This window comes from Larkinella harenae, from assembly GCF_054780515.1.
Window position 1 is genome coordinate 440635 of sequence record NZ_BAAGWE010000003.1, and the last position, 14569, is coordinate 455203.

The window sequence follows — 14569 nt, forward strand, 5'->3', positions numbered from 1 at the left end:
ACTCAAGAACTGCGTTACGGTCTGCCCCGCTGGAACGTAATTTCGGTTACCAAACCGATGGCACTCAGGCGCAGGGCTACCGAACGGCTTTCTGATTTAACTTTAGGGTCCTGGCAGTGCGGGCCGGATTCGAGGAAATAAATATAAAATTTTTGATTTCGGTCGTCAAGCTGTTCGTTATCCGGACGGCCCAGCAGCTTTCCAATTTCGTTGGCCGACTTTCCTTTCAGTTCCTGCCGAACGGCTTTAAAATCATCCACCAGCAGCGCTCTAACGCCCTGACATCCCCCACGATCGGTGCGCCATTTCGCCAGATCCAGCTTCCCGAGCTGGTCCGGCGGAGCCGAACAACCCATCAAGAAAGCCATTAAACCGGGATAAATGAGCAATGAAAGAACAACGAGACGGTTTGGTAGCAATCGTCTTATGGATTGTTCCTGATTCATTGTTCGTTGTATAAGGTTTGCAACAAAACCTGTCCAACGGCTTTCAGTGTGCCACGGTCGATGTTATCCATTCCGTCGCCAGTGGTGTGCCAGTCTTCGAAAAAACTGCCCGAACCGACATTCAGGTGAATAATGTCAATCATCGGGATTTTGGCAACCCGATTCACTGGCAAATGATCGTCGGTAATGGCTGGCCCCGACTGACCGGTATCCACAAAAAACTGGTTATATCCCATCCGGCTGGCAGTTTCCCAAATCGTATTCACAACCGTGGGCGCATATTGCATGGAATAGCCTTCTTTCAGGAATGTAGCCCCTTTTGCCCCAACCATATCCAGCAAAACCCCATAATAGGCTGTATAGCCGGGCTTGTGCTTGTTGGCCGCCCAATGCCGCGATCCTAAACAAAAACCGCTGTATTCGTCGTTACGGGCCAATTCCGAGTTCCCCCAATCTTCAGCATCGAAGAAAATAAGGTCAATGCCCACGTCCGGTTTAGCTGCTGCCTGCTGAATCGTCCGGGCCATTTCGAGCAGTACGCCAACCCCACTAGCGCCATCATTGGCACCCATCACGGGCTTGTTGCGGGCCACGCTATCCTGATCGGCAAACGGCCGTGAATCCCAGTGCGACGCCAGCAAAATCCGTTTGGTCGCCTGCGGATTGATGCTACCGATAATATTCCGGGCATTCAACTTGAGGTTGTCGTACGTCGTTGCGCTAAACTCCTGCACGGTTACCTCACACCCCAATGCTTTTAGCGTGGCAATGAGGTAATCCCCACAACGGCGGTGAGCGTCGGTATTGGGCACCCGTGGTCCAAAAGAAACTTGCTTTTCAATGTACGCATAGGCCGAATCCGCGTTGAAAGACGGAGCCGTTACCATTTTGACCTCGGTAGCCTGACTTTCCTCCTGCTGATCCTGCTTTTTACTTTTACAGGAGCTGACAGCTATAACGACTGCCAGCCCGAAAAAGAAAAATATTAGTTTTCTGTTCAAGTGCATAGTTCTGTATTATTCTTCGTAAGCCCAGTCGATGCGGTGCTTCATGTCCTTGATGACCAATCCCTGCGCCTTGAAATAGGAACGGACCTGATCGACTTTATCGTATTGCTTCTGCTCCTTGTATTCGCGGTATAGGATCAGCATACCGTCCAACACGGCGTTGCTTTCCGTTTTCTCCTCAATCAGCCCCAGCACACCTTCCATAAATTGCAGGAAGGAATCCTTCAGTAGATTGAATACCTCCTCACCCAAAGCTGACGCCTGGATTTGGTTAAGATACAGCATATTAACGTATTTAAGCAGCGTAAATAACTGCGCAATACCAACAGCCGTATTCAAATCATCGTTCAGAGCGCCGTAAAAATCGTCGACGGCCTTACGAATTTCCTGCTGCTTTTTCGCGTCAATCGGCGCGTCACCAACAAACGTATACTGCAAGGATTTAGCAATCCGCAGCCCGTTGGCGAGCCGCTTATACCCTTTCTGGGCCGCTTTCAGTGCTTCGTTCGAAAAGTCGAGCGTGCTTCGGTAGTGCGATTGCAGCATGAAAAACCGTACTGTCATCGGACTATAGGGCTGTTCGAGCAGATGGTGTGATCCCGCAATCAGCTCCGATGGCAAAAACGAGTTGCCCAGCGACTTCGACATTTTCTGACCGTTGACCGTCAACATATTGGAATGCATCCAGTAGCGCGCCGGTTCTTCACCGTAGATACTTTTGCCCTGCGCTACTTCGCATTCATGGTGCGGGAACTTCAAATCCATTCCTCCGCCGTGAATATCGAACTGCTTGCCCAGGTACTTGGTACTCATGCACGTACACTCCAGGTGCCAGCCCGGAAAACCGTTGCTCCAGGGCGACGGCCAGCGCATCAGGTGCTCGGGAGCGGCTCGTTTCCACAGTGCAAAATCCAGCGGATTCCGCTTTTCGGATTGTCCGTCCAGGTCGCGGGTTTCGTTCAGCAAATCCTCCAGTACGCGCCCAGACAGCTTGCCGTAATCGCCCCCTTCCTGGTTGTATTTCAGAATGTCGAAATAAACCGAACCATTCGACTCATACGCCAGTCCCTTCTCAATCAGCAACCGAACCGCTTCAACCTGTTCGACCATGTGACCGGTGGCCGTTGGTTCAATACTGGGAGACAAAAGGTTGAACAGGGCAGTTACCGAATGAAAATCATTGGTATAACGCTGCACCACCTCCATTGGCTCTATTTTCTCCAGCTTTGCCATCCGGCCAATTTTATCTTCACCATCGTCGCCATCACCCACCAAATGGCCCACATCCGTGATATTGCGGACGTAGCGCACTTTGTAACCGATATGAGTCAGGTAACGGAATAACGTATCAAACGTCAGAAATGTCCGGATGTTTCCCAGATGCACATAGTTATAAACCGTTGGTCCACACACATACAGCCCAACGTAGGGCGAACTCAGGGGTACGAACAGCTCTTTTCGGCGGGTAAGCGTATTGTATAACTTCAGCGGTTGTGTCGGTGTTGTCATCCTTCAATCTGTCGATCCGTCAACGCGGTAATTTGCAGCAGCAAATCTACACAATGTTCGGCGGAAGTCAGCGTATTATGATCAGCGGCAAATGCGGTACTTTTCCTATCTTCGCAACAGACTACGCTGCAATCTGGGCGCAGTTCCGCCTTGTTTTTTACTTACTCCCTACGGTATGCAACTTATTGAAGTTGGTGCAAATCCCGCTTATCAGAAAGAATTTATAAAACTACCGGTTCGGTTATACCGGAATAATCCATACTGGATTCGTCCGCTCGACAAAGACATTGAAGACGTATTCAATCCGGCCAAAAACAAGCTCTTTCAGCATGGTGAATGCATTCGGTGGCTCCTGTTCGACGATCAGAAGCAGACCATTGGGCGAATAGCGGCTTTCATCAACGCCGATACCGCCAATCGCAACAACGATCAGCCCACCGGCGGTCTGGGATTTTTTGAGTGCATTGACAACCAGCAGGCCGCCTTTACGTTGTTCGATACGGCCAAAGCCTGGCTGAAAAGTAAAGGAATGGAAGCGATGGACGGTCCGATCAACTTTGGCGAACGCGATCGTTGGTGGGGATTGCTCGTCAGCGGGTTTGACAAGGAGCCGACCTATGGAATGCCGTACACCCACTCCTATTATGTTCCTTTTTTCGAGAACTACGGTTTTCAGAATTACTTCCGGCAGTTCACCTATTTGCTGCCCATGCGCGAAGACAAGGTGCGCCATTTGCTCCACCCGTCGGTTTTTGAGCGATCCATGCGTGCTCTGAACGATCCAACGTATGATTTTCGGCACATTACCAAAGCCGAACTGGACAAATACGCGGACGATTTTCGGTACATTTATAACAAAGCCTGGGCCCGGCATTTGAGCGTTGGCGAAATGTCGGCGGAACAGTCCCGGCGGCTCATGTTACGCATGAAACCCGTGCTTGAAGAAGAGCTGATCTGGTTCGGGTATCACAAAGAAGAACCTATTTCTTTTTTTATCATGCTCCCCGAACTGAACCAGATTTTCAAGCACGTCAACGGCAAACTCGACCTGATTGGAAAGCTGAAGTTTCTGTATCACAAGCTGATGAAAACCAACAAAAAGGCATTTGGCGTGATTTTCGGTATCATTCCGGAGTATCAGGGCAGAGGCATCGAATCGGCCATTGCACTGGCGTTTACCCGGGTAGCCTGGCGACCGAATTACCAATACGAAGAGCTTGAATTGAACTGGGTGGGCGATTTTAACCCCAAGATGATCCGTTTTGCCAAAATGCTGGGCGGGGTTGTCCACAAAGAACACGTTACCTACCGTTATCTTTTTGACCGGACCAAAGAATTCAAACGGCATCCTTCTATTTGAAAAAGCCAATATTTTGGCAGACTTTTGAGCCGGTAATGTGTTCTATAGTTACCGAAATCTATTTATTGAAAACCGAATTTATCCATTCAGCATGAGTTTATTAACCGTTGGTTCAGTTGCCTTTGACGCGCTGGAAACTCCTTTCGGAAAAACCGATAAGATCATTGGCGGAGCCGCTACGTATATTACGCTATCAGCCTCCTACTTTACCAATAAAAACAATCTGGTAGCGGTAGTCGGCGACGATTTTCCGCAGGAGATGATCGACATTCTGAAAGATCACGGCGTCGATACCGCGGGGCTGGAAATCCGGCAGGGCGAAAAAACGTTTTTCTGGTCGGGGAAATATCATAATGACATGAATACACGCGATACCGTGGATGTTCAGCTCAATGTGATGGGAAACTTCAACCCGGCCATTCCGGAACAGTATCAGGATTGTGAGTTTCTGATGCTGGGAAATACCGCACCGGCCATTCAAAAACTGGTGATCGAACGGCTTTCGAAACGCCCAAAACTGATTATGCTTGATACCATGAACTTCTGGATGGATACGGCTTGGGACGACCTGATGGAAGTTATCAAGCTGGTGGATGTGCTGACGGTCAACGATGAAGAAGCGCGCCAGTTGTCCGGCGAATATGCGCTGGTCAAAGCGGCTGCTAAAATTCAGGCAATGGGCCCCGAAACCGTTATCATCAAAAAAGGGGAGCACGGTGCGTTGCTCTTCCACGGTCCCAGCATCTTCTTTGCTCCGGCCTTGCCGCTGGAAGAAGTCTTCGACCCGACTGGCGCGGGCGACACGTTCGCGGGCGGTTTTATTGGCTATTTGGCCAGCACCGGCGATGTGTCGTTCAACAACATGAAACGTGGTATTATTTACGGTTCGGCAATGGCTTCGTTCTGCGTAGAAAAGTTCGGCGCCGAACGGCTTTTCAACCTTACAACGGAAGAACTGAACGAACGCGTTGCCAAGTTTGTGCAACTGTCGGCGTTCGAGATTGCTTAAATCGTCTGAACCGGGATTCCTCGGATTAAACGATTTTATACCCTGTTTATCGCTTAATCCGTGGAATCTTAGTTCAAGACGTCCGACCGTTTATTTCCCGCCCACCACGACTTCAATCAGCGAGCCATCCGGCAAATAGCGGTTTGCCATTTCCTGAACCTGCTCGGCCGTGACGGCCTGAATGCGGTGGATATACGTATTGATATAATCAGCGGGTAAGCCATCAAACAGCACCATTTTGTACCGGTCGGCCAGTTCAAACGGGGTATTCAGCGACCCGACGTACGAACCCGCCATGTAGTTCCGAACGGTTTCCAGTTCATCTTCAGGAACGGGTTCGTCGCGCAGCCGACGAATTTCCTTCCAGACCTCATCCAGCGTTTGCTGCGTATTCTCACGTTTAACGTCGGTACCAACCAGGAAATAGCCTTCTTTGGGAAATAGCGACAGATTAGACCAGATGCCGTAGGTGAATCCCTTTTCTTCCCGAATGTTTTTCATCAGCCGCGAACCGAAATAGCCACCCAGCACTTCATTGAATACCATCATTGGAAAGTAGTCTGGATGCTGACGGGTAAACAGCAACCGCCCCAACCGGATGGACGATTGCAGGCTATCCGTCTTCTCAACCAACGCGGGAGAGAAATCGCTCACGACACTTTTGTCCGTTCCACTTTCCGGTAAAATGGGTTCAACCACCAATTGACCCAGATACTGATTGATCAAAGCCACTTCCATTTCTGTAACCTGCCCGGCGGCCACCACTCGGAACGGCCGGTGCCGAATCCGTTGATGATAGAACGCTTCAACTGTATCGCGCTGAATTGCTTCCAGCGTCTCCGGGTATTGGTTATACCCGTATGGGTGTTGTTTGCCAAAAACCTTTTCACGGATCAATCGCCCGGCTACGAAATTGTTTTTCTCCAGATTAACCCGCAGATTCTGACCCGTTATATTCTTCTGGTGGTTCAGTTCTTTTTCCGGAATAATCGAATCCGTCAGCATTTCCTGAATCATCGGCAAAATGACGGGCAGGTGCTTTGTCAAACCGTATACCATCAGACTGGCGCGATTGGTACCACTATGTTGTTCCAGAAAGGCTCCGTAGCGGTCAAAATATTCGCTGATCTGGGCCGATGTGTGCGAGTGCGTTCCTTCGGTCAGCATTTTCATAGCCAGCGACGATACGCCAACCAGCGGCTCGTACCAGGCTCCGGCGTCAAAAATGATTTCCAGTCGGATAACGGGTTGCTGCCCGGCATTGATCCAGTAAACCGGCTGCCCGTTGTCCATCGTCAGCGTAGAAACCGCCGGGACTTTTACGTCTTCAATCTGCTTGTATTCGGGTACTTCTGTTCGATTTACCAATTCCATTGTACAGTCAATATGCAATCCTGAAGCTATAAAAAAACAATGGCACCTCCGAAGAAATGCCATTATTCATTCAATGTTGGTTCTGACTATTCTAGATCCTCATCCGTTTCAGCCGAACGCGCCTTTTTGTCAATATCGATAATTAAGGAGATTCGGAAAGTTTGCGCCAGCGGGCTTCCCTGCGTCACCGGAATCAAGTACGCAAAATCAATCCCGTATTTTTGTTGCAGCCGGATTCCCAAACCGGTCGTAACGAATTTCCGATCACCTTTCACACGGGGCTCGTGGTAATACCCCAAGCGGGCCGCAAATTGCTCGTTGTACCAGTACTCAATTCCCGTCGAAATATTGATTTCTTTCATTTCTTCCGAAAAACCGCCGGGGGCATCGGAGAATGAACCAAAGATGGAGCTCAATGTAGGCCGGTTCGGATTGCGTCCCTGCTCAATGATAGGATCACTCCCGTTATACTGTACCACGCCATTGATGGTTTTGTAAATCGGCGGAGTCGGCACCATCAGTTTGTTCAGATCAAGCGCGAAGTTGAATTTATTGAACTTATCAGTATACAGCGTCAACGCCGTTCCTAATCTCAGGTTGGTCGGAATGGGCGACAATTCTCGGGTGCCGTAGCTTACTTTTCCACCAATGTTGGAGATGATACCGCCGAAAGCCCATTTCACCCCTTTTCCAGTGATGTCGTCCCGCACTTCATTTTGGTAAAAAGCGCTGATGTCGAATGCCGCCGTCGAAGCGGGTTTCAGCGACATTCCGTTGACGGAATAGTTTCCGGATAAGTTGGAGTTGATATACCGCAGGTTGACACCCATGGAGAAGTTTTGAAACAACCGGCGCGAATACGAAGCCGTTGCGGCATACTCACGGGAGTTGAACGAACCGGCAGGCTGTCCCAGAATCGTCGTAAAATCGATGGTTCCCATATCGAAATACAACAGGGAAAGACCGATTACGTCGTTCTTGCTTACTTTTTTATACCCCGACAAGTAAGTAAAAAACATATCGTCTACACCAACACTCCGCAACCAAGGCGTATACGACAACGCTACTCCCTGATCCTTCTCGGCAAAAACCAGCTTTGCAGGATTCCAGAAGATGGCATTGGCATCAGCACTCAACGCAGCACCGGCATCTCCTAATCCAGCACTCCGGGCATCGGGCGTAAAGTTCAGGAAGGGTACTGCCGTTTGCGGAATCCGCAAAGCAACCGTATCCTGCCCTAATATAGCCCCGCCAACCCCCTGGGCTTTTGAAAAGAAAGGAAGTGTAAGGCAACCAAGTAAACAAATTGACGATAAGGTACGTGTCATAGAAGAGGTTAATTAACTCCCGAATAGCGCGTTCGTTGGGGTAACCACCGTAAGAACGCCAAATGTACAATGTTTAAGACAGAATGTAAAAGGCCACCTGGAATATATTTTCATAACTACCTAATGTAGAGCAACTTGCCTCCTTGGCTTGCTACAGATCCATCGGTCTTCGAACGTAATACAAGCCGGTACACATACATTCCGCGTATGATGGGCATCCCGCTGGCCATATTGCCATTCCAGGTTATACCCGTCATGGATGGATCACAGCTGGAACATGAATATACTCGTTCGTTCACAATTCGTCCGCTCAAGTCGGCAATTATCAGTGTGGCTTCCAACTCGTCACCCGGGCGATTATGCTGAACCCGGAAGTTGGCCTGTTCTTGGAATGGGTTGGGTGTTACATCAACCGACTGAATTACGAGGGCCGGCTGTTCGGAAACTACAAATTTCAACGTAGTTTCAGCCGGATTATTGTAAACATCCCAAGCTTTTAACCGAACGGTATAAACTCCAGGTCGTAAATGCTCCCAGATGTATTCGACTGTTCCGCGTCGGTAATCATCCAGATCGGTCGTAAAGTAATCATTTACCACCCTGGGCGGTTCATCGTTTAACTGGATCATTATTTCGTGACCAATACCGTTTCGCGCAATATTGATGCCATTTTCGTCATTTAATTTGGCGATTAATGTAGTAATTGGTCCCAAAACCGTTCCCCCGTCCACAAACGTTGTATCGTTGATAAAAAGCTGAATCACCGGCGGTTTAGTGTCTGCTACCGGATTCGGCACGCTTTTACCGATTAATAACTTATCGTAGTTTCCGGCTGCTTCCATCAAACTGTCCGACCGAACAGCGTAGAGAAAAACCTTGCCTAGTCCAAGCCGGTAGTCAAGGTCTTTGGGCATCACAAACTCAGATACAAATTTCCCATTTTGAACCCGAGCCAGTCCGACATACAATGGATTGCGATAATCGGTATAAACCATAGGTGGGCTGAATTCCGTTCCGTAGGTTGTCATCGTGTCGGCCTTATCAAAGAGCGTTACTTTGACCAATCCGGTAAATGCGTTTACTATCTGCCCATTCTGTCGAATTTCGCCCTCCAGCCGAACGGTTTGCAGCGCCCGGAGCGTATCCAGCTCGCTCCCGACGGTTTTGCCGTTGATACGCGTCAATGTAGCTTTAGCCGACGGAAAAGCCAGCTGCATGGACGGATCGCCCAGCAAGGTGAAATTACGGTTCAGGCTTCCGCTCAGGCTGTTGTTTTTGGTCATCCGAATCAGATCGCCCAATCGGGGTGCTTCTTCGGCTGTCTGCGCGGCCAAAGCGTCATAGAATGCGCGGTTCAGCAGGTAATTCGTGCTGGCATAAACCGGACGTGCCGTGGTCAGCAAGGCAATTCCCCCTCCCCGCGGGCTGAGCAGTGCAATTTCGGCCCCCGAAGTCAGACCCGGATCGTCGTAACGCCCAAACTGACAGGTTGCCGTTACAAAAACCGGAAGACGTTGGTTCTTCCAGCCCAGAATATCCTGCAACGTAACGATTTGCTCTTCCGCCCAGCCCGACTCCCCACCGTGACCGGTGTAGTTCACAATCAACCGGCCATCATTCAACGCTTTGGTAATCGCCTGATTCATAGCAGGCGCCCGTTGACCACTGGGACCGGACTCCTGCACGAAGCTATCCAGATAAAGTTTTTCGATTCGCAACGAAGGACGTTGTCCGGCAATCAGCTGCGCCAGTCGATCCGCATCATTCTGGTGAATGTTTGGAAAATCACGGTCACCATCGTCGGCAACAAAGGCGATTTTTGTCTGCCAATCGCCCGGTAGACTTTCTGTTGTTGCGTACCGAATCAATTTATCAACCATAGCTCTAGCCTCTTCTACCGACTTAACGGGCAGGCGTCCAACGCCAATGTCGAGCGTGTGATCACCCGAAAAATCCTCCTCCCATTCGCCTTCAGCCGTTTCTAGAAACCCAAAATAGTCGTCGGAACTGTAGCTCAAAACCGGGTGCAGCGATTCCCGGCTTTCGTACGTCGGAATCGTAGCGGCCTGTTGCGCCGGTGTCAGTAGCTTCGTATAGTTTTTGTAATCGAAGGTGGCATCACCAAAAAGCAGCAGGTATTTCAGCTTGTGGGGCGTCTGGTTATTCAATGCCCGGGCAAAATCCCGGATAGCGGTTGGATCAGGCTGGCCAGAAGCAAACTCATGGTAAACCTCCTGCGAATTCACCACCAGCACCTCTAGCTTATCATTCGTCCGGCGAAAGTCCGCCAGCCGGTCGGCTTCGGCTCGCCAGGTCGCCGGTGTCACAATAAGCAAATCAGGTGTGCGGTTTGCCTGCAAGTTCTGGTTGTTTACCGCCGAAACCACCTCCGGCGCTCGTGCCTGCTCCGGTGCGAAAACCAGGTATTCACGCAATTGACTACCTGCGGTTACAACACTTCCCTCCTGTCGATCATTGATCGTTATCGGTAGCTGAACGGGTGTTTGCCGGTTTGTCACTTCCCAAACCTGCATGCTGGAATTGGCTTGCCGAATCACATACCGAACCGTAGCTGAACGAACCGATTCCAGGGAACGGAAGAGAAAGGCTTCATCGTACCGGCGAAGTTCGCGCCGGGTCTGGAGTCCCAGCGTTTGTAAATACCCCTGGCCGGTCCGATCATACACTAGGGATAGCCGGGCGGGGCTTTCGGTTGATGCAGGTGTAACGGTAAACGTCCGATAGTTTAGACGGCCTTTTCGATCATACGTATAGTCCGTCACACTTTCAATTTCCTGCGTTCCAACCACTTGTGCTCCCCACTTCAACTGAAATTGCGTAGCAACCAGCGCCCGGCCCACGACGGCCGATGTAACTAAAGCTGTCGAATTAGCAACAATACCTGGCAGGTCAAACGATACGGTTTTCTCGGTACCAATGCCCAGGTATTCCAACCAGTCGCGGCCCGACCGAACGGGGTTAGTCATCTCGCCGGACGGTTTGTAAAATGCGTAATCGTCAAATTCGGTGATGACCGTTCCTGATGGCGGGAGGGCTGCCTGCGTGGTAATTCGTTTTCCGGGGCCAGCACCAAACGTCAGAAAGTAATACGTTGTATCGGTATAGGGATTAATCTGGTGCGTCAATCGGCGCGCCGTTGAATCATATGCAATCGGATGTGGGCTTTCGGCAAAAAAATAAACGGCATCAGCGGCATCAAAACGGCCATCGGTTTCACCAGGTACCCAAATGGCGTTTTCAGTCAGATCACGAGGACGCGCTTTTTGGTTGGCCTGGGGCAAAGGCGCTCCACCGTTACCATACAATCGAATCGTACGCGGATCAAGCGAAGCAGTGACGACGCCAGCCCGGTTCAGAAAAGCCGCATCGATCTTATAAACGCCGGTTTGGGTGATTCCGATTTTCAGCCAGCGGCCCTCTGCCAGCACCGAGGCTGACGGTTGCGCCTGCACGTTCAAACTCCAGCTGATCATAATCAGCCAGATTAGTAAACGGTAGTTATTCCGATTTTTCCACCCAAACATGCGCCCAAATCGACACTTTCAAACCAGTCATCTTCTCCGTACAAACGACACGGGTCCGTCGTTTCATGCCCCGGATGTATTCTTTCTGCAAAAATCGAAACGTTTCACCTTCCGGCATTTCAATTAACAATTGCTTTCCGGAAGGTTGATGATCCTGCTCACGCAAGGCACGGGTCAGATACGGATGCGCTCCGGTCGAGGCCGCCGGATTTTTCAGATAGTCTTTCAGAGGGGCCAGCACCTCGACGGGAAAAACCGCATCGTGCAGAACAGGCTGCATAATAGCCCGAAAAGCTTTTTTCCAGGTCGGTCCGTGCGGTCGGCCAAACCAGCGGTTTTGCTGATACACCACTAAATGTGATACTTCATGCAGGTACGTAATCAGAAAAGCATACGGGTTTAAATCGCTGTTGACTGTAATGGTAAACCCCTTTCCCGGTTCAGCCCGAAAATCGCCTAGTTTGGTCTGTCGGGGTCGTGAAACATGAAAAGTAAATAAATGGGTCTGCCATAAATCATAACAGTACGATACAGCATTTACCGGTAGGTGTTTTTCAAAAATTTGACGTACATCCATGCAATCCATCAAAAATAAAAAGCCCTATCTAAAGATAGAGCTTTTCCACCAGTTCTTTTGTTAGATTGACTGATTACTTCGTCGTGTCAGCGGCAGCGCTGTCAGCCGGAGCAGCCGTTGCGCTGTCTGCTGCCATCGTGCTGCTGTCCGTTGAGATAACAGACGTGCTATCCGTCGACGTTGTTTCTTCTGTCTTTGGTTTGCTTTGGCAGGCAGCGAACGTGATCATGCTACCTACGAATAAAAGAGCTAATACTTTTTTCATCCGTTCAGGGGCGTTTAAGGTTTGAGCCGCAAATTTAACATAAAATCAAAAAATACAATAAACTCCTAGCTCTCAACCGAAAAAATATGATAAAGGCTTATAATTTTACCATTCCTTCTGGTACTTATTCAGTATTCCGGTTCGATCGGGCCCTGAATTTGTCGTACATTCCGGTGCTGCGAAATGTTAATAATTTGTGGCCAAAATAATTGGCTAAAAAACTGAAGCCCATTCCTACAACGTGCGAAGTTTTTTCACGAAGAAAAAGCGATGCCGTCGGAAAATAAGGATTGGCAACCCATTGCAAGGTTGCTACCGCCACGCCGACCTGTACGCCCCAGGCAATGAGGGCGATAACCAAAAACTTCACCATTTCACGGGCGGTATTTCCGGTTGCCTTGGCCGCAAACGCGTAATTTTTGGTTGGCACAAAACTAACCACCGTTGCCGTCAGGTAACCCAGCAACACACTAGTGTCAAAATTAAAGGCTTTTCGATAAAAAATCTGGGACACAAAATTTACCGATGCTCCTAAAAGCGCAGTCAAAAAGAACGTAAAGAGGCTTTTTACCTCTGCTGTTTTTAGTTCGCTGTTCTTCACACTAATCACTGGCGTAGGAGCTATTGTTGTTTGAAAATTCAAAGGTAGAAACTTAGCCTTATTCACCAGATGTTTATGAGCGAATGGTCCAAAGCTTATACTAAATCCTGAAATAAGCCGGGAACGAGCCCCAAAACGATGGTAATAACGGTAGCCGCAATTAATACAAACCGGTAGAAGGGCGCCACCTGAATTCGGGAGGCCGTTCCTTCCCGGAAGTACATCGCAATAACGACCCGGAAATAATAATAAATCCCTACTGCCGACATCAGCACGGCCAGTATCAAAACCCATACCATACCTTTGTCAACCGCTGCCGAGAAGACCATGAATTTACCCCAGAACCCAGCTGTCAGCGGAATGCCGGCCAGTGATAACATTGAGACTGATAAAATGAAAGCAAGTAACGGATTCTGGCGGGACAATCCGTTAAAAGCCGAATAGGTATCGTCAGGACGACCATCAATCGTCCGCTGTTTTGCAACCAGCAGCAGGATGCCAAAGGCCGCAATGGTCGCAATAGAATACGCCATGGAATAGAACACCAACGCCGGTTTTGACTGTTGCCCCAGTGCAGTCAGGCCGATCAGCAGATACCCCGCGTGCGAAATACTGGAATAAGCCATCATTCGTTTAAAGCTGTTTTGATACGCAGCTGTGAGGTTGCCGATCAACAACGTTAGAACCGTAATGCCGGCCAGCATGATCCACCAAAAACCGTATATAGCGCCGAAAGCAACGGACAACAGCTGGAGCAAAGCGGCAAAGCCAGCCGTTTTTACTACGGTTGACATGAAGGCCGTAAATAGGGTTGGTGCACCTTCATAAACATCGGGAGTCCAGAAGTGGAAAGGAGCCGCCGACACTTTGAATAACATGCCGATCAACACCATCAACACGCCTGCATACAAGAGCAGCGAAGGACGCCCCTGCGATAGAGCAATGTATCCTTTGATATCGGTCAGCGTAAAGGAGCCAGCTGCTCCGTAGAGCAAGGCCATCCCGAAGAGCATAATACCCGTGGCAAAGGCACCCATCAGAAAATACTTCAGAGCCGCTTCGTTCGACCGCAGATTGCGTTTTTCGCTACCGGTCAGTACGTACATGGAAACCGATAGAATCTCGACACCGATAAAAAGCATGATCAGGTTTTCGTAACCGATCATCATGATAGCGCCCACAATTGAAAAGAGCAGAATAGCGTAATATTCGGCTGGTTGCGCGGATTCATCTTCCAGGAAGTCGCCGGAAAGCGCCACAACCATAAAGGCTGAAATTAGTACAATGGCTGTAAAAAGAATAGCCACGTTGCTGACCAGCAGCATATCGCCGAAGTACAGATATGATTTATTCCACTCCGTAAGGCTGGCTCCCAAGGCAATCAGGATAAACAAAAGCGCAGCCGGTAACAGAACCGCCCGGGATTTCAGAAAGCCCAGATACAGGAGCACGATTCCAAATACAGACAGGAGTATAATCGAAAGCATATTTTTTGTCGTTTGAAAATCAGGTTTCGGGCTGACGCTGCTGGTCAGGTCGTCAACATCA

General features: G+C 49.6%; 12 protein-coding genes. 2 read left to right on the plus strand and 10 right to left on the minus strand.

The genetic code is table 11. From position 1 onward, the window contains the following. Positions 1-14: 14 nt before the first annotated feature. Genes ACYVH9_RS18910 through cysS form a run of 3 tightly spaced genes read right to left on the minus strand, consistent with a single transcriptional unit; the run spans position 15 to position 2962 of the window. Entirely contained in the window at positions 15-446 is a 432-nt protein-coding gene (locus tag ACYVH9_RS18910) for a hypothetical protein (protein WP_460637942.1), read from the minus strand. After that, the gene (locus ACYVH9_RS18915) at positions 443-1453 is read right to left on the minus strand and encodes a M28 family peptidase (protein WP_460637943.1); all 1011 of its coding nucleotides are present in this window, start codon (positions 1451-1453) and stop codon (positions 443-445) included. Before ACYVH9_RS18915 ends, ACYVH9_RS18910 begins: the two co-directional genes overlap by 4 nt. Positions 1454-1462: 9 nt before the next feature. Continuing rightward, entirely contained in the window at positions 1463-2962 is a 1500-nt protein-coding gene (gene cysS / locus ACYVH9_RS18920; protein ID WP_460637944.1) for a cysteine--tRNA ligase, read from the minus strand. 175 nt (positions 2963-3137) lie between these two features. On the opposite strand from cysS, the gene ACYVH9_RS18925 reads away from it, so the two are divergent. Next, positions 3138-4322 (plus strand): hypothetical protein, encoded by a 1185-nt coding sequence (locus ACYVH9_RS18925; protein WP_460637945.1) that lies wholly within the window; start codon positions 3138-3140, stop codon positions 4320-4322. A 91-nt stretch (positions 4323-4413) separates the two neighbouring features. Next, positions 4414-5331, plus strand: coding sequence for a PfkB family carbohydrate kinase (locus ACYVH9_RS18930; protein ID WP_460637946.1), 918 nt, complete (start codon positions 4414-4416; stop codon positions 5329-5331). A gap of 90 nt (positions 5332-5421) precedes the next feature. On the opposite strand, the gene ACYVH9_RS18935 is transcribed toward ACYVH9_RS18930, so the two are convergent. From ACYVH9_RS18935 to ACYVH9_RS18965, 7 genes are all read right to left on the minus strand, one after another. Further along, positions 5422-6705 (minus strand): M16 family metallopeptidase, encoded by a 1284-nt coding sequence (locus ACYVH9_RS18935; protein WP_460637947.1) that lies wholly within the window; start codon positions 6703-6705, stop codon positions 5422-5424. A gap of 86 nt (positions 6706-6791) precedes the next feature. Then, positions 6792-8033 (minus strand): type IX secretion system outer membrane channel protein PorV, encoded by a 1242-nt coding sequence (gene porV / locus ACYVH9_RS18940; protein WP_460637948.1) that lies wholly within the window; start codon positions 8031-8033, stop codon positions 6792-6794. A 116-nt stretch (positions 8034-8149) separates the two neighbouring features. Beyond that, a complete protein-coding gene (porU, locus tag ACYVH9_RS18945; RefSeq protein WP_460637949.1) occupies positions 8150-11527 on the minus strand; it encodes a type IX secretion system sortase PorU in 3378 nt (1125 codons plus the stop codon). A 25-nt stretch (positions 11528-11552) separates the two neighbouring features. After that, positions 11553-12155: a SprT-like domain-containing protein gene (locus ACYVH9_RS18950; RefSeq protein WP_460637950.1), complete on the minus strand. Its 603-nt coding sequence runs from the start codon at positions 12153-12155 to the stop codon at positions 11553-11555. A gap of 73 nt (positions 12156-12228) precedes the next feature. Then, a complete protein-coding gene (locus ACYVH9_RS18955; protein WP_460637951.1) occupies positions 12229-12420 on the minus strand; it encodes a hypothetical protein in 192 nt (63 codons plus the stop codon). A gap of 124 nt (positions 12421-12544) precedes the next feature. Further along, a complete protein-coding gene (locus tag ACYVH9_RS18960) occupies positions 12545-13087 on the minus strand; it encodes a GtrA family protein (protein ID WP_460637952.1) in 543 nt (180 codons plus the stop codon). A gap of 29 nt (positions 13088-13116) precedes the next feature. Beyond that, positions 13117-14508: an NADH-quinone oxidoreductase subunit N gene (locus tag ACYVH9_RS18965; RefSeq protein WP_460637953.1), complete on the minus strand. Its 1392-nt coding sequence runs from the start codon at positions 14506-14508 to the stop codon at positions 13117-13119. Positions 14509-14569 lie beyond the last annotated feature (61 nt).